Source organism: Pseudoalteromonas sp. S3431 (assembly GCF_000690035.1).
In the GTDB taxonomy this organism is placed as follows: domain Bacteria; phylum Pseudomonadota; class Gammaproteobacteria; order Enterobacterales; family Alteromonadaceae; genus Pseudoalteromonas; species Pseudoalteromonas fuliginea.
Genome location: NZ_JJNY01000041.1, coordinates 1 through 20076 on the forward strand (window position 1 = coordinate 1; position 20076 = coordinate 20076).

General features: G+C 41.2%; 12 protein-coding genes and 1 tRNA gene. 1 reads left to right on the top strand and 12 read right to left on the bottom strand.

Going from position 1 to position 20076, the window contains the following annotated elements; genetic code table 11:
- Window positions 1-83: 83 nt before the first annotated feature.
- The 12 genes from fusA to DO88_RS09400 all read right to left on the bottom strand — a co-directional run bounded on the left by fusA (window position 84) and on the right by DO88_RS09400 (window position 15699).
- Window positions 84-2198 (bottom strand): elongation factor G, encoded by a 2115-nt coding sequence (fusA, locus tag DO88_RS09455; RefSeq protein ID WP_008133459.1) that lies wholly within the window; start codon window positions 2196-2198, stop codon window positions 84-86.
- Between the two features lie 27 nt (window positions 2199-2225).
- Window positions 2226-2696 carry a 30S ribosomal protein S7 gene (gene rpsG, locus DO88_RS09450; RefSeq protein ID WP_010555004.1) on the bottom strand — a complete coding sequence of 157 codons (471 nt, stop codon included), beginning with the start codon at window positions 2694-2696 and terminating at the stop codon, window positions 2226-2228.
- A gap of 97 nt (window positions 2697-2793) precedes the next feature.
- Window positions 2794-3168: a 30S ribosomal protein S12 gene (gene rpsL, locus DO88_RS09445; protein ID WP_002958885.1), complete on the bottom strand. Its 375-nt coding sequence runs from the start codon at window positions 3166-3168 to the stop codon at window positions 2794-2796.
- Window positions 3169-3362: 194 nt separating this feature from the next.
- A complete protein-coding gene (gene rpoC, locus DO88_RS09440) occupies window positions 3363-7538 on the bottom strand; it encodes a DNA-directed RNA polymerase subunit beta' (RefSeq protein WP_008133458.1) in 4176 nt (1391 codons plus the stop codon).
- A gap of 104 nt (window positions 7539-7642) precedes the next feature.
- The gene (gene rpoB, locus DO88_RS09435) at window positions 7643-11668 is read right to left on the bottom strand and encodes a DNA-directed RNA polymerase subunit beta (protein ID WP_007378453.1); all 4026 of its coding nucleotides are present in this window, start codon (window positions 11666-11668) and stop codon (window positions 7643-7645) included.
- 272 nt (window positions 11669-11940) lie between these two features.
- Window positions 11941-12303 carry a 50S ribosomal protein L7/L12 gene (rplL, locus tag DO88_RS09430; RefSeq protein WP_002958882.1) on the bottom strand — a complete coding sequence of 121 codons (363 nt, stop codon included), beginning with the start codon at window positions 12301-12303 and terminating at the stop codon, window positions 11941-11943.
- Between the two features lie 74 nt (window positions 12304-12377).
- A complete protein-coding gene (rplJ, locus tag DO88_RS09425) occupies window positions 12378-12872 on the bottom strand; it encodes a 50S ribosomal protein L10 (RefSeq protein WP_007378452.1) in 495 nt (164 codons plus the stop codon).
- Window positions 12873-13195: 323 nt separating this feature from the next.
- Window positions 13196-13900, bottom strand: coding sequence for a 50S ribosomal protein L1 (rplA, locus tag DO88_RS09420; protein WP_007378451.1), 705 nt, complete (start codon window positions 13898-13900; stop codon window positions 13196-13198).
- Between the two features lie 3 nt (window positions 13901-13903).
- A complete protein-coding gene (rplK, locus tag DO88_RS09415) occupies window positions 13904-14332 on the bottom strand; it encodes a 50S ribosomal protein L11 (RefSeq protein WP_002958879.1) in 429 nt (142 codons plus the stop codon).
- A 213-nt stretch (window positions 14333-14545) separates the two neighbouring features.
- Window positions 14546-15109, bottom strand: coding sequence for a transcription termination/antitermination protein NusG (nusG, locus tag DO88_RS09410; protein WP_007378450.1), 564 nt, complete (start codon window positions 15107-15109; stop codon window positions 14546-14548).
- Between the two features lie 4 nt (window positions 15110-15113).
- Window positions 15114-15491: a preprotein translocase subunit SecE gene (secE, locus tag DO88_RS09405; RefSeq protein ID WP_002958877.1), complete on the bottom strand. Its 378-nt coding sequence runs from the start codon at window positions 15489-15491 to the stop codon at window positions 15114-15116.
- A 131-nt stretch (window positions 15492-15622) separates the two neighbouring features.
- A tRNA-Trp gene (locus DO88_RS09400) sits at window positions 15623-15699 on the bottom strand.
- Window positions 15700-15959: 260 nt separating this feature from the next.
- Between DO88_RS09400 and DO88_RS09395 the strand changes: the two genes are divergently transcribed.
- Window positions 15960-19943, top strand: a complete 3984-nt coding sequence (locus DO88_RS09395) for a hybrid sensor histidine kinase/response regulator transcription factor (protein WP_033039390.1) — start codon at window positions 15960-15962, stop codon at window positions 19941-19943.
- Window positions 19944-20076: the final 133 nt, after the last annotated feature.

Here is a 20076-nt window from a genome sequence, read left to right on the forward strand (position 1 = left end):
TTCAAACTTTTCTTTTGCCATCTTAAAAAATTCCTAATAAAGAAATTAAAGCCTGACTCACTATTGAGCCAGACAAGCTAAAATTATATAACAGCGCGAGCTGAAATTATTGTATCTGCAACATTTTTAGAGGCTTCAGCGTACTTCACAAACTCCATAGAGTATGAGGCACGGCCCTGAGTTGCAGATCGTAAAGCAGTCGCATAACCAAACATTTCAGAAAGAGGAACTTGCGCATTAATTTGCTTAAGCCCACCTAATGCATCTTCCATGCCTTCGATTATGCCGCGACGACGGTTTAAGTCGCCAACTACATCACCCATATTTGAATCAGGAGTGAGTACTTCAACCTTCATTACTGGCTCTAAAAGTACAGGGTTAGCTTTAAGCGCCCCATCTCTCATTGCCAGTGAACCTGCTATTTTAAATGCCATTTCATTCGAATCTACATCATGGAATGAACCATCATATAAAGTCGCTTTAACGCCAAGTAATGGGTAGCCTGCCAGTACACCTTGAGACATTTGCTCTTGGATACCTTTGTCTACCGCAGGGACGAACTCTTTAGGAACAGAACCACCTACGGTTTCGTTAACGAACTCGTAAATTGGTGACTCATCATCCGTAATATCCATCGGTTCAAGTTTAATCCAAACGTGTCCATATTGGCCACGACCACCTGACTGACGTATAAACTTCCCTTCAACTTTAACAGTTGAACGAATAGCTTCTCGGTATGAGACCTGCGGCTTACCAACGTTACATTCAACACTGAATTCACGTTTCATACGGTCGACGATGATATCTAGGTGAAGTTCACCCATGCCAGAGATTATAACCTGGCCTGATTCTTCGTCAGTTTGTACGCGAAAAGAAGGGTCTTCAGCAGCTAGTTTTCCTAGCGCGATACCCATCTTATCTTGGTCAGCTATAGTGCGAGGCTCAACCGCAATAGAGATTACTGGTTCAGGGAATTCCATACGCTCAAGCGTAATAATAGAATTCGGATCACACAGTGTTTCACCTGTTGTTACGTCTTTAAGACCAATAGCTGCCGCGATGTCGCCTGCGAAAACTTCTTTGATCTCTTCACGAGAGTTTGAATGCATCTGTACGATACGGCCAAGTCGCTCACGCTTACTTTTTACTGGATTATATACCGTGTCACCCTGTTTAACAGTACCAGAGTAAACACGGAAAAAGGTCAAGGTCCCAACAAACGGGTCTGTTGCAATCTTAAAAGCGAGTGCAGCAAACGGCGCTTTATCATTAGCCGGACGTTCTTCCTCAGTACCATTTTCTAAGATACCTTGGATTTGTTTCACTTGTTCTGGTGACGGCATATATTCAACAACGCCATCAAGCACAGCTTGAACGCCTTTGTTTTTAAATGCGCTACCACAAGTAACTGGAACAATCTCATTAGCTAATGTTCGTTGACGTAAAGCATTTTTAATTTCTGCTTCACTTAACTCTTCACCTTCTAAGTATTTATCCATTAGTTCTTCTGAGGCTTCAGCAGCGCTTTCAACTAAATGAGAGCGCCATTCTTCAGCCAATTCCAGAAGCTCTGCCGGTATTGCCTCATAAGAGAAAGTCATACCCTGGTCCGCTTCGTTCCAGTTAATCACTTTCATTTTTATAAGGTCAATAACACCTTTAAAGTCGTCCTCAGCGCCTACAGGCAACTGAATTGGAACAGGCGTTGCTCCAAGACGAGATTTCACCTGGCTAACCACAGCTAAGAAGTCAGCGCCCGTGCGATCCATTTTATTTACGAAGATCATTCTCGGAACTTCGTATTTGTTCGCTTGACGCCAAACTGTCTCAGTTTGCGGCTGTACACCAGACGAAGCACAAAGAACAACTACCGCACCATCTAGTACGCGTAAAGAACGCTCTACTTCGATAGTGAAATCTACGTGTCCTGGAGTATCAATAATATTGATACGATGGGCGTCAAATTGAGCATCCATCCCTTTCCAAAAACACGTTGTTGCAGCAGAAGTGATTGTGATACCACGCTCTTGTTCCTGCTCCATCCAATCCATAGTTGCAGCGCCATCATGTACTTCACCGATCTTATGAGAAAGACCCGTGTAGAACAGAACACGTTCTGTTGTGGTGGTTTTGCCTGCATCTACGTGAGCAACAATACCTATATTACGATAGCGCTCAAGTGGAGTTGTACGTGCCATATGATCCTCTTAAAGGTTAAAGACAGATTACCAACGGTAATGAGCGAATGCTTTATTCGCTTCAGCCATACGGTGAACGTCTTCACGTTTCTTAACCGCAGTGCCTTTATTATCAGAAGCGTCAACGATTTCTTGAGCTAAACGTAAGCCCATAGATTTTTCGCCACGCTTACGTGCAGCGTCTACTAACCAACGCATACCTAATGCGTTACGACGAACTGGACGTACTTCAACTGGTACTTGATAAGTTGAACCACCAACACGGCGAGATTTAACCTCTACCTGTGGGCGGATGTTATCAAGTGCAGTTTCAAAGATTTCTAGGTGCGACTTGCCTGATTTCTCAGCAGCCACGTCTAGCGCACCATAAACAATTTTTTCAGCAGTAGATTTCTTGCCGTCTAACATCACGATGTTAACGAATTTAGCAAGAAGTTCCGATCCGAACTTAGGATCTGGAAGAATTTTACGTTGACCGATTACGCGTCTTCTAGGCATTTTGTATCTCCGGTTTATTCAGGTTTGCTCTTTCGAGTCAATCACCCAAAACAATAATTATAAATATTTAGTGCTTGGCCTTACTAACGGAATACAATTACCCTTTAGGGCGTTTTGCACCGTATTTAGAACGAGCTTGACGACGATCGCTAACGCCTGCACAGTCAAGTGCACCACGAACAGTGTGAAAACGCACACCTGGTAAATCTTTAACACGACCACCACGGATTAGGATTACACTATGCTCTTGAAGGTTATGACCTTCACCGCCAATGTATGAAGTTACTTCGAAACCGTTAGTTAAACGTACACGTGCTACTTTACGTAACGCCGAGTTTGGTTTCTTAGGTGTAGTTGTATATACGCGAGTACATACACCGCGCTTTTGCGGACACGCTTTTAGTGCAGCTGAGTTACTTTTCGTAACCTTGCTACGGCGTGGCTTACGCACTAGCTGGTTAATAGTTGCCATTTAAATAGCTCCTGAAATTAAAATTACTACTGAAAAAAATAAAAAATCCGCCCTTTATTTACGAGCCTGCATTAAGCACACAAGTAAATGGGTGGCGGAATTTTAATGAGCAAAGTTTAACCTGTCAACCTAAACTAATCGCAAGACAGCATATAACTGCCTTACGATTACTTAATCTATTGATTAAGAACAGTTTATTGATTTCCAGACAAATCAGCATTTAGAGCGTCTGTAAGTGCTTGAGTTGCCTCTTCTGCACTTACTGTTTGCTCTTCTACGACTACTTTGCTTTGTTTACGGCGAGCCATACGTTCTTGATGATACGCAAAACCGGTACCGGCTGGGATCAAACGACCCACAATTACGTTTTCTTTAAGACCGCGAAGCTCATCGCTCTTACCATTCACTGCCGCATCTGTAAGAACACGTGTTGTCTCTTGGAAAGACGCTGCAGAGATGAAAGATTCTGTTGCTAGTGATGCTTTTGTGATACCCATTAATTGGATTTCAAACTTAGCTGGGATCTTACCTTGTTTTTCAAGGTCACGGTTTGCGATATTAACGCGCGCCACTTCGATTTGTTCACCAGCTAAGAAGTCAGTATCACCACCGTGTATAATGGTACATTTACGTAACATTTGACGGATAATTGTTTCAATGTGCTTGTCATTGATCTTAACGCCTTGCAAACGGTAAACCTCTTGCACTTCGTTAACGATGTAGTTAGCAACATGAGTCACACCACGTAAGCGTAAGATGTCATGTGGTGATTCAGGACCATCGGCGATAACTTCACCTTTAGACACTTGCTCACCTTCAAACACGTTAAGTTGACGCCACTTGTGAATCATTTCTTCGTAATGATCACCTTCTGGTGGAGTAATAACTAAACGCTTCTTACCTTTAGTCTCTTTACCGAAGCTAATTGTACCAGTTACTTCAGCTAATATAGCTGGATCTTTTGGCTTACGAGCTTCAAATAAGTCGGCTACGCGTGGTAGACCACCCGTGATATCACGAGTTTTCGAACCTTCTTGCGGAATACGTGCTAACACGTCACCTGGGTTTGCTGTAACGCCGTCAATTACTTCAATCGTTGTGAATGAAGGAAGACGTGTTTCTTGCAAGCCGCGCTCTTCACTTTCGATGATAAGCTTTGGTTCTTTCGTATTTACTTTAGCAAGGTCTTTAACAACTACACGGGTTAAACCAGTTAGTTCATCAGTCTGTGCTTCAGTATTTGAGTCATCAATATCGCTGAACGATACTTTTGATTTATGCTCAAGAACGATTGGGTGACTATGCGGGTCCCAAGTAGCAACGATGTCGTTACCTTGAACTTCTGCATTATCTTTAACTGTTAATACCGCACCGTAAGGTACTTTATAACGCTCTTTCTCACGGCCATGACTATCGATGATAGTAATTTCCGTTGAACGCGAAGTAATAACAATCTTATCGTCTGTATTTAATACATATTTAGAGTTATGCAGTTTTAACGTACCGTTAGTTTTAACTTGTACATTATTTTCTGCAGACGCTCTAGATGCTGCACCACCGATGTGGAAGGTACGCATCGTAAGCTGTGTACCTGGCTCACCGATTGACTGTGCTGCGATAACACCTACTGATTCACCAGCGTTGATGATATGACCACGTGCTAGGTCACGACCGTAACAGTTAGCACAAACACCAAAGTCATTATCACAAGTGATAACAGAACGTACGCGAACTTCATCTACTGAATGCTCTTCTAAAAGATCACACAGTTTTTCGTCTAGCATGATATTACGTTCAACAAGCACTGTATTAGTACCTGGAATTACAATATCTTCAGCAACAACACGACCTAAAACACGTTCGCGAAGCGCTTCTACAACATCACCACCTTCAATAAGCGGTTTCATTGTTAAGCCATCTTCTGTGCCACAGTCATCTTCATTGATTACCAAATCTTGTGCAACGTCTACTAGACGACGCGTTAGGTAACCCGAGTTTGCTGTTTTAAGTGCTGTATCGGCAAGACCTTTACGCGCACCATGCGTTGAGATGAAGTACTGAAGTACGTTTAGACCTTCACGGAAGTTAGCTGTGATTGGAGTCTCGATGATTGAACCATCTGGGCGTGCCATTAGACCACGCATACCCGCCAACTGACGAATCTGTGCAGCACTACCACGAGCACCTGAGTCGGCCATCATAAACACTGAGTTAAATGACGGTTGCTCTACTTCTTCACCCTTTGCATTGATAACTGTGTCTTTCGACAAGTTAGACATCATTTCACGTGATAAGTTTTCGTTAACACGTGACCAGATATCGATAACTTTGTTGTACTTTTCACCAGCCGTTACAAGACCTGATTGGAATTGTTGGTTGATTTCAGTAACTTCAGCTTCAGCTGATTCAATTATCTGTGCTTTAACCGGTGGGATAACTAAGTCATCAATACCGATAGAAACACCTGACTTCATTGCATAATGGAAACCGGTGTACATAACTTGGTCAGCAAACACAACAGTGTCTTTAAGGCCTAGACGACGGTAACACTCATTCAATAAGCTAGAAATCTGCTTTTTACCAAGCGGCTGATTGATTGACGCAAACGGCATACCAGTTGGTAAAATTAGAGACAAAATTGCACGACCGACAGTTGTATCGATAACAGTAATAGTATCTTCTACTACACCATCTTCGTTTTTAACTGATTGGCTAATACGTACTTTCACGATTGCGTGAAGGTCTGCATTGCCACTGCGGTATGCTTTTTCTGCTTCTTTTGGATCTTTAAATATCGCGCCTTCGCCTTTAGCGTTAATGCGGTCACGAGTCATGTAATAAAGACCCAATACAACATCCTGTGAAGGAACGATGATTGGCTCACCATTCGCAGGAGATAGAATGTTGTTTGTTGACATCATCAATGCACGAGCTTCAAGCTGCGCTTCGATTGTTAACGGTACGTGTACCGCCATTTGGTCACCATCGAAATCGGCGTTGTACGCCGCACATACTAATGGATGCAAATGAATCGCTTTACCTTCGATAAGCACAGGCTCAAACGCTTGGATACCCAAACGGTGAAGTGTTGGTGCACGGTTAAGTAATACCGGATGTTCACGAATTACTTCGTCAAGTACATCCCATACTTCCGGAACTTCACGTTCTACCATTTTCTTAGCTGCTTTGATCGTCGTAGCCATGCCGCGACGCTCTAGTTTGCCATAGATGAATGGTTTGAATAGCTCAAGTGCCATCTTCTTAGGAAGACCACATTGGTGAAGCTTAAGTGTAGGACCTACTGTAATTACAGAACGGCCTGAATAATCTACACGCTTACCAAGTAAGTTCTGACGGAAACGACCTTGCTTACCCTTGATCATATCAGCAAGAGATTTAAGAGGACGTTTGTTAGAACCTGTAATTGCACGACCACGACGACCGTTATCAAGTAGCGCATCTACCGCTTCTTGTAACATACGTTTTTCGTTGCGTACAATAATGTCTGGTGCTGCTAAATCTAGTAGACGTTTAAGACGGTTATTACGGTTAATAACACGACGGTAAAGGTCATTTAGATCAGATGTCGCAAAACGACCACCGTCTAATGGTACTAATGGACGTAGATCAGGTGGCAATACTGGAAGTACTGTCATGATCATCCACTCAGGGTTATTACCTGATTGGTGGAACGATTCCATTAACTTAAGACGTTTAGTGATTTTTTTACGCTTAGTTTCAGAGTTAATTGTTGGTAACTCTTCACGCATCTCAGCAATTAATTGAGCAAGATCAAGTTCACGAAGCAAGTCTAACACTGCTTCAGCACCCATCTTCGCTTCAAACTCATCACCGTGCTCTTCTAGTGCATCTAGGTATTCTTCTTCACCTAATAGTTGACCACGCTCAAGCGTTGTCATACCAGGCTCAGTCACTACGAATGATTCGAAGTAAAGAACACGTTCAATATCACGAAGCGTCATATCTAGCATTAAGCCAATACGTGACGGTAATGATTTTAAAAACCATATATGTGCAACTGGGCTCGCAAGGTCAATATGACCCATACGATCGCGTCGCACTTTAGTTAGTGTAACTTCAACGCCACACTTCTCACAGATCACACCACGGTGTTTAAGGCGTTTATATTTACCACATAAACACTCATAATCTTTCACTGGGCCGAAAATACGGGCACAGAATAAGCCATCGCGCTCAGGCTTGAAAGTACGGTAGTTAATAGTCTCAGGTTTCTTTACTTCACCGTATGACCATGAACGAACCATGTCTGGTGAAGCAAGACCAATGCGAATTGCATCGAATTCTTCGGTCTTATTTTGTTGCTTCAGAAACTTAAGTAAGTCTTTCACCTTAGCTCTCCTGTCGGAGTTAATCTTGAGGACGGGTAATCTCGTCCCTACATTCTATTCAGCCGTAACAGATGCTGCAGCGTTAACTGCAGCACCTAATTGGCTTAATTTTCTTCCAACTCGATGTTGATACCCAGTGAGCGGATTTCTTTCAACAATACGTTGAACGATTCTGGCATACCTGGTTCCATTTTATGGTTACCATCAACGATGTTTTTATACATCTTAGTACGACCGTTCACGTCATCCGATTTCACTGTTAGCATTTCTTGTAGAGTGTAAGCAGCACCGTAAGCTTCAAGTGCCCATACTTCCATCTCACCAAAACGCTGGCCACCGAACTGTGCTTTACCACCCAGCGGCTGCTGAGTAACAAGGCTGTAAGAACCAGTAGAACGTGCGTGCATCTTATCATCAACCAAGTGGTTAAGTTTAAGCATGTACATGTAACCTACAGTTACTTGACGTTCAAACTGATCGCCAGTACGGCCATCATAAAGTGTAACCTGACCACTTCGAGGATATCCACCAAGCTCAAGCATGTCTTTGATTTCGCTTTCTTTCGCGCCATCAAATGCAGGAGTAGCAATTGGTAAACCACCTTTTAAGTTTTCAGCTAGACGACGAATTTCGTCATCAGTGAAGCTAGCAATATCTACTACTTGGCGAGATTCACCAATTTCGTAGGCTTGCTTGATGAATTCACGTAGCTCATGAAGCTCACGTTGCTCTTTCATCATTTCTTCAATACGTTCACCGATACCACGTGCAGCTAGACCCATATGTGTTTCAAGGATCTGACCGATGTTCATACGTGATGGTACACCTAGTGGATTCAATACGATATCTACCGTACGACCTTTATCATCGTAAGGCATATCTTCTACTGGTACGATAGTCGAGATAACACCTTTGTTACCATGACGACCCGCCATTTTATCACCAGGTTGAATACGACGTTTAACAGCAAGGTATACTTTAACAATCTTAAGTACGCCTGGTGCTAAGTCATCACCTTGGGTAATTTTACGACGTTTATTTTCAAACTTTTTATCGTATTCAGCTTTAAGCTCATCGTACTGTGCAGCTAGTTGCTCAAGTTCAGCCTGCTTGTCTTCTTGTGCAAGGCTTTGAGTAAGTAGTTTTTCAGCATTCAGTGACGTTAGTTTGTCTTCTTCGAAGCCTGCATCAACAAGTAACTTGCGAGCACGTCCTAAAACGCCAGCTTCTAAAATACGGAACTCTTCGTTGAAGTCTTTCTTCGCTTCGCGAAGCTGCATATCTTCAACTTCTAACGCACGTTTGTCTTTTTCAACACCATCACGGGTGAAGACTTGTACGTCAATTACAGTACCAGTTACAGAATTTGGTACACGTAAAGAGCTGTCTTTAACGTCAGACGCTTTTTCGCCGAAGATAGCTCGTAGAAGCTTCTCTTCAGGTGTCAGCTGTGTCTCGCCTTTAGGAGTCACTTTACCTACTAGAATATCGCCGCCTTTAACTTCAGCACCAATATAAACAACACCTGATTCATCAAGCTTGCCTAGTGCAGATTCACCCACATTCGGGATATCTGCAGTGATCTCTTCAGGACCTAATTTAGTATCACGGGCAACACACTGTAGTTCTTGAATATGGATAGTCGTTAGACGATCTTCTTCAACTACGCGCTCTGATAGTAAGATTGAATCTTCGAAGTTATAACCGTTCCATGGCATGAATGCCACGCGAAGGTTTTGACCAAGGGCTAAGTCACCTAAGTCAGTCGAAGGACCATCTGCTAACACGTCACCACGAGTAACCGGTTCGCCAACCATACAAGTTGGTTTTTGGTTAATACATGTATTTTGGTTAGAACGTGTGTATTTGGTTAAGTTGTAAATGTCGATGCCCGCTTCGCCAGGAACGCGTTCTTCTTCATGTACGTTTACAACGATGCGACTTGCGTCAGCATACATTACTTCACCACCACGTTTTGCAACGATAGTAACACCAGAATCTTTCGCTAGTGTTAACTCAATACCTGTACCTACTAACGGCTTATCCGCTTTCAATGTTGGTACTGCTTGACGTTGCATGTTTGAACCCATCAATGCACGGTTAGCATCATCGTGTTCTAGGAACGGGATAAGTGCTGCCGCTACAGAGATCACCTGTTGTGGTGATACATCCATATATTGCTGATCCATACGACCCATAAAGGTAGATTCACCTTTGTGACGACATGGAATAAGTTCATCTACAAACTCATTGGTTTCAGTTAAGTTTGAATTCGCCTGTGCGATAACAAACTGACCTTCTTCAATGGCTGATAGGTAATCAACTTCATCAGTTACAACACCGTCTACCACTTTACGGTAAGGTGTTTCTAAGAAACCGTAGTCATTTGTACGTGCGTACGTAGACAATGAGTTAATTAGACCGATGTTTGGACCCTCAGGAGTCTCGATTGGACATACGCGACCATAGTGAGTTACGTGAACGTCACGTACTTCAAAGCCTGCACGTTCACGAGTTAGACCGCCCGGACCTAATGCAGAAATACGACGTTTGTGCGTAACTTCTGATAGTGGGTTATTTTGGTCCATAAACTGTGATAACTGAGACGAGCCGAAGAACTCTTTAACAGCAGCCGAAATAGGCTTAGCGTTAATAAGATCTTGTGGCATTATTGCGTCAAGGTCACCTAAGCTTAAACGCTCACGTACAGCACGCTCTACACGTACTAGACCAACACGGAATTGGTTCTCAGCCATTTCGCCAACACTACGTATACGACGGTTGCCTAAGTGATCGATATCATCAACATCGCCTTGACCGTTACGAATAGCAATTAATACTTTCATAACAGACACGATGTCTTCTTTGCTTAATGTGCCTGGGCCTGTGTCTGTATCGTAACCAACACGGCTATTGAACTTCATACGACCTACAGTAGATAAGTCATAACGTTCTTCAGAGAAGAATAAGTTCTGGAATAAGGCTTCAGCCGCGTCTTTCGTCGGTGGCTCGCCTGGGCGCATCATGCGATAAATTTCTACTAGTGCTTCTAAACGGCTGCTTGAAGAGTCAATATTCAATGTATTTGACATGTAAGCACCGCTGTCCACTTCATTGATATATAACGTATCAATTTTAGTGTAACCAGCTTTAACCAATTCAGCCATTAGCTCAAGAGTTAGTTCATCATTCGCGCTTGCTATAACTTCACCCGTTGACTCGTCAACGTAGTTTTTAGCTATAATACGGCCAATAATGTACTCATGAGGTACTTCTAGGCGGTTAATGCCTTTCTTCTCTATGCTCTTGATGTGGCGAGCCGTAACACGACGACCGCTTTCAACAAATACTTCACCGTCTTCGCTCTTGATATCAAAAGCGGCAGTTTCACCACGTAAACGTGAAGGCACAAGTTCCATAAGAACTTTACCGTCAGCTACTTCAAACGTCGTGTTGTCGAAGAAGATTTCTAGGATTTCTTCACTAGAGTACTCAAGTGCACGTAGGATGATAGACGCCGGTAATTTACGACGACGGTCAATACGTACATATAAGTTATCTTTTGCATCAAATTCGAAGTCTAACCATGAACCACGGTAAGGAATAACGCGTGCGTTATATAATACTTTACCTGATGAATGAGTTTTACCGCGGTCGTTATCAAAGAATACACCAGGGCTACGGTGTAGCTGAGAAACGATAACACGCTCTGTACCATTGATTACAAAGGTACCGGTATCGGTCATGAGCGGAATTTCGCCCATGTAAACTTCTTGCTCTTTAATGTCTTTAACTGTGCCTGGAGCTTCTTTGTCCATAACAACAAGACGCAGTTTCACGCGAAGTGGAGCAGAATAAGTCACACCGCGAATTTGACATTCTTTTACATCGAAAACTGGCTCACCAATACGATAACTTACGTATTGAAGCTCAGAATTTCCCGAGTAGCTTTTAATAGGGAACACAGAACGGAAGGCAGCTTCCAAACCATGATCGCCATCAGCGTCCGGCACTAAGAATTTTTTAAACGATTCTAACTGTGTAGACAGTAAAAAAGGTATATCCAAAACTTGTGGACGTTTACCAAAATCCTTACGGATACGTTTCTTTTCAGAATAAGAGTAAGCCATGGGGTTCCTCAGCTTGCTGATCTTTGACCCGACCTGTTCTTGTAAGAACAGACTTAACTGGCAGCTATGCCAAGATTTTTACAACATTTAACTGTTGTTCTAATTAGATCCCACTTTAACACTAGCAAACTATAAAGCGTTGAAAGTAAAGAAAAAATCAGATTTTATTTGAACTAAAAGAGTGGATCACTCTATAGCGCAAAAAGGCCGGTGATTAAATAATCACCAGCCCTTGCCTGATTTCTCAGGCAGCGAACTTAGCAAAAGCTAAATTACTTAACCTCAACTTCAGCACCAGCTTCAGTAAGATCTTTTGCAAGTGCTTCAGCTTCTTCTTTAGATACACCTTCTTTAACAGGTGTAGGAGCAGCTTCAACAAGAGCTTTCGCTTCTTTAAGGCCAAGGCCAGTTGCGCTACGAACAGCTTTGATTGCAGAAACCTTGTTAGCGCCAGCGCCAGTAAGGATTACGTCAAATTCTGTTTTCTCTTCAGCAGCTTCAGCAGCTGGACCAGCTACCATTGCAGCTGCAGCAGTTACGCCGAATTTTTCTTCCATTGCTTCGATAAGAGCAACAACGTCCATTACTGACATTTCAGCAATTGCGTCAAGGATTTGGTCTTTAGATACAGACATTACAAATTTCCTAATAATTAACGGACATTACGTCCAAATAAATTTTACACCGAAAGTGATTAAACAGCTTAAAATTAAGCAGCTTGCTCTTCTTTCTGTAGACGTACTGCTTCAATTGTTTTACACAATTTGCCAGCAGACGCTTCTTTCATAGCACTCATTAAGCGTGCAACAGCTTCATCGTATGTAGGTAATGTAGCAAGCATTGCTGCATTAACAACATTTCCTTCAAAAGCGGCCGTTTTTATCTCGAATTTCTCATTCTTTTTCGCGAAATCTGAAAAGATACGCGCAGCAGCACCTGGGTGCTCTGATGAGAAAGCGATTAAGCTTGGACCAACAAATGAATCAGAAAGACACTCAAAATCTGTTCCTTCAAGAGCACGTTTTGCTAAAGTGTTACGGACAACTTTCATCCAAACACCGTTTGCACGAGCTTCTTTACGAAGGGCAGTAATTGCGCCAACTGTTACACCACGAGAATCTGCAACAACTGCAGATAGAGCACCATTGGCTGCTTCGTTGACTTCAGCAACTATTGCTTTTTTGCCTTGAAGATTTAAAGCCATGGGTGTTACTCCTGGTTTAATGGGGATACCGATTATCGGATTCCCCTGTTTTACTCTTCCCTACCAAACAAAGTAGAGATGCTTTTTACGGCGAGAGCCAGAAGGATTAGGAAAAATCTATCTGGGGTCTACACCGTCTACGTAGGTGAATATTAAGGCCGAAGCCACCTACGGTCTTGGACGGAAGCCCAATTTATCGTTAAACCCTAAGACTTAACGAAATTATGAACTTCAACCCGAATTCTTTACTTTGCCGACTAATAAATTAATCAACAAAATGGCGCGAAATTATAGTACAAATTTCACGCCATGTAAACACTAAATTAAGCTACAGTTGTAGTTAAAGTGCTTTGGTCAACAGAAACACCTGCGCCCATTGTTGTAGAGATAGTTACTTTTTTCAAGTAAACACCTTTAGCTTGAGAAGGCTTAGCCTTCTTAAGTGCAACAATTAGTGACTCAAGGTTTTGTTGAAGTTGCTCAGCTGTGAAATCAACCTTACCAATAGTAGTATGGATGATACCATTCTTGTCATTACGGTAACGTACTTGACCAGCTTTAGCATTTTTAACTGCTTCTGCAACGTTAGGCGTTACAGTACCAGTTTTAGGGTTTGGCATTAGACCACGTGGGCCTAAGATTTGACCTAGTTGACCAACAACACGCATAGCGTCTGGTGATGCAACAACAACGTCAAAGTTCATCTCGCCTTTTTTAACTAGCTCAGCAAGATCTTCCATGCCTACTAATTCAGCACCAGCTTCTTTCGCAGCTTCTGCGTTAGCGCCTTGTGTGAATACAGCAACACGAACGTCGCGACCAGTACCGTTAGGTAGTACAGTAGCACCACGAACGTTTTGATCAGATTTACGAGCATCGATACCAAGGTTAACGGCAACGTCAACACTTTCTACGAATTTAGCTGTCGCTAACTCTTTTAAAAGAGCAACTGCTTCATTGATTTCGTAATCTTTAGTTACTTCCACTTTTTCGCGGATAGTACGCATACGTTTAGTTAATTTAGCCATTTCTTAGTCCTCTACGTTCAAGCCCATCGCACGCGCAGAACCTGCGATAGTGCGAACCGCTGCGTCCATATCGGCAGCTGTAAGGTCAGTTCGTTTTGTCTCAACGATCTCTTCAAGTTGAGCACGAGTTACTGTGCCTACTTTATCAGTGTTAGGACGGCCTGAGCCTGACTTGATACCAGCAGCTTTCTTAAGTAAGTAAGCAGCAGGTGGCGTTTTCATGTCGAACGTAAATGAACGGTCACCGTAAACAGAGATCACTACAGGAACTGGAGCGCCTTTTTCGATAGACTCTGTACGTGCGTTAAACGCTTTACAGAATTCCATGATGTTTACACCGTGTTGACCTAGTGCAGGACCTACTGGAGGACTAGGATTAGCCATACCAGCGGCAACTTGTAGCTTGATTAGAGCTTCAACTTTTTTAGCCATTATAAATACCTCATTTGGTGGGTCTCAGCCTTGTGCGCGCGAGGACGCGTACTCTAACGGCTTCCCAGTTTAAAAATTGGTTTCGTACTTTTTGCACAGTAAAAATAAATTTTACCTTAATACAAAAAGGCCGCTGATTATAAGATAATCAGCGGCCTTTTTCAAGCTTCGTGCCAAAATTTAAAAAAATAGTGGCGAAGCTTTTTTAATCAATTACTTATCTTGTTCAACTTGACCAAATTCAAGCTCAACTGGCGTAGAACGACCAAAAATAAGTACAGAAACTTTTACGCGGCTTTTTTCGTAGTCAACTTCTTCAACTACACCACTGAAGTCTGCAAATGGTCCATCTGTAACGCGTACAACTTCACCTGGTTCAAATAATGTAGCAGGTTTAGGTGCTTCAGCATTTTCTTGTAAACGATTAAGAATGCGTTCCGCTTCTTTAGGGCTAATTGGAGCTGGACGATCAGACGTTCCACCAATAAAGCCCATTACGCGTTCAGTGCTGTTCACTAAGTGCCAGCTAGCGTCGTTCATATCCATTTGTACTAATACATAACCTGGGAAGAATTTACGCTCAGACTTACGCTTTTGACCAGCACGCATCTCAACAACTTCTTCAGTTGGTACTAATATCTCACCAAAGCTCGCTTCAAGACCTTCAATTTTGATATGTTCAATTAACGTTTGTGCTACACGCTTTTCGTAACCAGAAAAAGCCTGTACTACGTACCAACGTAATTTAATTTCTTTGTTCTCGTTCTCATCCGACATGGGATCAGATCTCCAATCCAGTTAAAAAGCCAACAGCGCGGAATAAAATGCCATCTAATCCCCAAAGGATAAGTGCCATAATCACTGTTGCAACCATTACAATTAATGTCGTGTGGGTAGTTTCTTGGCGAGTTGGCCAAATAACTTTGCGTACTTCAATTCGAGCTTCTTTAGCGAAAGCAAGAAAGTTACGTCCCTTAAATGTTTGTGAGGCAATTGCTAATCCGGCCGCTATTGCAACAACAACGCCGATAGCACGTAGTAATACAGATTGATCTGCATACATATGATTACCAACAACTGCGCCTGCAAGTAGCGCGATTGCTACTAACCACTTTACTGACTCCATCGCACTTGATGGTGTTTCTACATTCGTGCTCATAATATTATTACCTTAACTACAGACACAACAACCCTACACTACGGCAGGGTTAATCCATTAAAATCTAAACTTAAAAACAGACTTAATTTAAACCGGTTTTTAATCTCAGACTACTCAATCACAAGTAAAACTGGCAGGGGCGGAGAGACTCGAACTCCCAACCATCGGTTTTGGAGACCGCTGTTCTACCAATTGGAACTACGCCCCTGCAAAGTGGATGCCTATTATACTTACGCAGTTCATTAACACAAGCCTAAAAGATACCCACAATGCAAAATCTCAACATTGCATTGAAAAATCAATCTTAACATTGATTAAAAAGCAGTTTATGATTGACCAGATACTCGGTTTATACTTAGCCCACTAGGCTACAAAACTCGCGCCGCGACTAAATCACCCCTAGATTGAACAAATTTCAATCCACAAAGGTCAACACGCCCTAAGGGATTCACAATAGATAGGAAGTCTGTGAAAGCAATTAAAACAATCATAAAATATAAAGTCATCAGCCTTTTATTATTATTTCATACTAGCTCGCTCGCCCTACCACTGTACTTAGATACATATACAAATGAACAAGGTTTATCTCAAAATTCAATCACCTGCAGTACCACTGATGAAAAGGGGTTTCATTGGTTTTCGACCCAAGGCGGCTTAAACCGATTCGATGGATATGAATTTAAACACTATAAATTCAATCCTTCACAATCGAGTATTTCGGGGAATTGGATTACAGACTGCCTGAATTTAGAAAACGGCCAACTTTGGTTTGCGACGACAAGTAACGGCCTCAACTTATTAAATACTGAAACAGGAAGTTTTAGTGTTTTTAACCAGTATTCAACCCCCTCTATTACAAACCAACGCATTTCAACAATAACCTCTAACTCCCCAGAAACAATTTGGATTGGTCACGATAAAGGGCAACTTACTCGGTTAAATACAAAAACAGGTACTACCGAGTTATTTTCTTATCAGAGCACAAATCAATTAAATGTTGTTTTTAAAGATATGCTTTTTGATGATAAAAAAAACCTTTGGTTAGCAAGTAATATTGGGCTTATTAAGTTCGATTCAAAAACAAATCAGTTCACATACATACCTAATAGCCCTAAACAGCTCTGGCAATTAAAAAAAGCACCAAACGGCAAATTTATTATAGGAGGCAAAACTGGTCTAAGTGTTTTTGACTTAAACACACTCGCATTTTATAACTTTGAGCAACTCAAAAATGTTTGGGTAACTGATATGCTTATTGATGATGAAAAAAACCTATGGGTAAGCACTTATGGCCATGGTCTTTATTATCAAACTAAAGATATTTTATTAAGTAAACAGTTTCAGCAACTTACTTACTCTCCAAATTTAAAGCATGGCTTAGCTAACGACCACTTATTGTCACTTTACCAAGACCCTAAAGGGATTATTTGGATTGGTACAGATGGTTATGGGTTACATCGCTATGATAAAAGACAGATTCAGTTTGGTCATCAAAAGCATCAAAGCAATAACTCGGCTTCGATTTCGAATGACTTTGTAAGAGCAATACTCAAAGATAGTAACAACATACTCTGGGTGGGCACGCGCGACGGACTTAACAAACAAACTGACACTGGATTTAAACACTATAAAGCAGATAAAAACCACAATATTGGCCTAACTAATAACAATATATTTAGTCTTTATGAAGATGCCAATAAGCGCATATGGGTAGGCACGTATGGAGGTGGTTTACTGCTTTATAACCCAGTTAATGATAGCTTTTCAGCTTTTACTATGCAAAGTCACCAACTCAGCAGTAACCGTATTTATGCAATCGAGGGCGACCATATTGGTAATTTGTGGCTGGGCAGTAATGAAGGATTAACGCGATTTAATCCCGATACATTGCAAGTTACACACTTTAAATACAGCGCAGATAAAAATAGCATCTCAAATAATACTGTTTTTAGTATTACTTATGACAGTGAGAACAACGCGATATGGGCTGGAACCCGCGTAGGATTAAATAAATTTTCTTTAAATGATGAAACTTTCACTCATTACCAAAGCGATCTTAAAAAGCCTAATAGTTTAACGCATGACATGGTTACATCCTTGCATTTACAAGATAAAAACACTTTATGGGTAGGTACTTTTGGCGGGTTAAATAAGTTAAATATCCAAACAAACAAAGTAATAAACATTACAGAGTTCGATGGCTTGCTTAACGATAATATTTTTGCAATTAAACAAGACAGCAGCGGTTACTTGTGGCTAAGCAGCAACCAAGGCCTAACCCGTTACGCTCCTCAAACCCAACAAATGCAGCATTTTTTACCCGCAAACGGTATACAGCATCATTCTTTTATTTTAGGCGCCGCTTTTCAAGCGAATGACGGCGAGCTATTTTTTGGTGGTATTAACGGTTTTAATCAATTTGATCCGTTAAAACTAACTCTAGCAACCAAACCTCCAGAACCCGTTATTACAGACTTACTTATTTATAACCAGTCAGTCGCGACGCAGCAATATATAAAAAACAAGACTCAAGCGGCTAAGCTTATAAGCTATACAGACAGACTCTTTTTTAAAGAAGAAGACAGTGTTATCGGTTTTAAGTTTTCTGCTTTAAACAGTGCAGAGCCCCCTTCTCAATACCAATATGCTTACAAGTTAGCTGGATTAGATAAGCAGTTTTTATACGCAAACAAAAATCAGAGGCAAGTTAGCTATTCTCAACTTCCCGCAGGAAGCTATCACTTTATTGTAAAAGTTAAAGACCAATACGGCCAATGGAGTGATGATAAAACGATGGTTGCGCTTACGGTTACTCCACCCTGGTGGAAGAACAATGTTGCTTATGTCACTTACATCATTATCGTATTATTTATAATGTGGTTAATTATAACAGCAAGGTATAGAGCTAAAGTTGCAGAGCAAGCAAACTTAAAAGAGAGAGAACTTAGCAGCTTAAAAACCCAGCTATTAGATAACGTTAGCCATGAACTTAAAACACCATTGAGCTTAATATTAGCGCCACTTGATAGTTTACTAAAAAGTCATAAAGATTCAGACACCCAACAAAAACTAGCGATGATTCAACGTAATAGCCATAAGCTATTGGATCAAATAAACCAACTTTTACAGCTCAGTCAGCGCCCAAGCACTGCAGTGAAACACGTAACACCCTATGCTATAAATCCGGTAGTTGAACAATTAATCGAAGATTTCACTCCTTTATTTAAACAAAAAAATATTACGTTCGAGTTTGAAGATTTAACGCAAAAAAATATTCTCATTGAATTAGAGCCAAATCATACAGTTTCTATTATCAGTAACTTATTAAGTAACGCCCAAAAATACACCCCGAACGGAGGTAAAGTATTACTTCAGCTATTAACTCAAAAACAAATATTAACCATCATAGTCTCAGACACTGGTGTTGGTATAGATAAAAAGCACCTCGAGGCAGTTTTCCAACGATTTACACGCATAGATACGAGTAATCAAAGCGGTAGCGGTATTGGCTTAGCACTTATAAAGCAGCTAGTTGAGCAATATGAAGGAACCATTGAACTTAAAAGTGAATTAAACAAAGGAAGTTGCTTCACTATTTCACTCCCAATAACTCAAGTAGACGAAACCTCTGACCTTACTGCTCTTGCTGTATCTAAAAGCAATAATTTATGTGCAGTAAAAAACAATAAAATTCTTATTATCGAAGACAACGATGAAATGCGTGATTTACTAACGTCACTCTTTATTAGCAACTTCGTATGTATAAACGCCGTTAACGGAGAGCTAGGTTTAGCTTTATGTAAAAGCGAAATGCCTGACTTGGTAATAAGTGATGTAATGATGCCTGTTATGGATGGCTATCAGTTTATTAAAGCACTGCGCAGCGACACGGCTATTAGCCATATTCCGGTGTTATTACTTTCAGCAAAGGCTGATACGCGCAGCAAATTAAAGGGCCTGGACTTACTTGCTGATGATTATTTAAGTAAACCCTTCGAACCACAGCTGTTATTAAGCCGCGTTCAAGGATTATTAACGATTAGAGAAGTACTCAATCAAAATTTAAAACAACAACTACCTGCTTTATCAAAAACAATCGAGCTCGACCCACAAATGGCGCAAAGTAAAGATTATGTATTTACCGAGCGTGTAAAAACGACAGTAAAAGAGCATTATCAAGACGAAGCGTTTAACGTGGAAGAATTTGCAGCTGCGCTTTATCTTAGCCCTCGCGCTTTACAATTAAAAATGAAAGCCTTGTACAACCTAACACCAAGCGATTACATTCGAAACATTCGCTTAGAATTTGCACAAGAGCTTTTAAAAAATAGTGAGCTTGCGATTGGTTTAGTAGCACAGCAAGTTGGCTTTAATTCACAAAGCTACTTTGCCCGCTGCTTTAAATCAAAATATAACATGTCCCCAAAACAGTTTCGTGAAAAATCCTCATAAATTTCGCCTGTGTGACTAAATATTTCGCACCAGTACTATTTTTAACCTACTGATTTAACTAAATTAACATGAATATAAATATTGAAGGAAATGCACAACATTTCCTTTAAGCATATTAATTAAGGACAGTCAT

Excerpts from the sequence above, each read along its gene's own strand:
- fusA (WP_008133459.1), bottom strand. The coding sequence starts at position 2,198 with ATGGCACGTACAACTCCACTTGAGCGCTATCGTAATATAGGTATTGTT.
- rpsG (WP_010555004.1), bottom strand. The coding sequence starts at position 2,696 with ATGCCTAGAAGACGCGTAATCGGTCAACGTAAAATTCTTCCAGATCCT.
- rpsL (WP_002958885.1), bottom strand. The coding sequence starts at position 3,168 with ATGGCAACTATTAACCAGCTAGTGCGTAAGCCACGCCGTAGCAAGGTT.
- rpoB (WP_007378453.1), bottom strand. The coding sequence starts at position 11,668 with ATGGCTTACTCTTATTCTGAAAAGAAACGTATCCGTAAGGATTTTGGT.
- rplL (WP_002958882.1), bottom strand. The coding sequence starts at position 12,303 with ATGTCTGTATCTAAAGACCAAATCCTTGACGCAATTGCTGAAATGTCA.
- rplJ (WP_007378452.1), bottom strand. The coding sequence starts at position 12,872 with ATGGCTTTAAATCTTCAAGGCAAAAAAGCAATAGTTGCTGAAGTCAAC.
- rplA (WP_007378451.1), bottom strand. The coding sequence starts at position 13,900 with ATGGCTAAATTAACTAAACGTATGCGTACTATCCGCGAAAAAGTGGAA.
- rplK (WP_002958879.1), bottom strand. The coding sequence starts at position 14,332 with ATGGCTAAAAAAGTTGAAGCTCTAATCAAGCTACAAGTTGCCGCTGGT.
- nusG (WP_007378450.1), bottom strand. The coding sequence starts at position 15,109 with ATGTCGGATGAGAACGAGAACAAAGAAATTAAATTACGTTGGTACGTA.
- secE (WP_002958877.1), bottom strand. The coding sequence starts at position 15,491 with ATGAGCACGAATGTAGAAACACCATCAAGTGCGATGGAGTCAGTAAAG.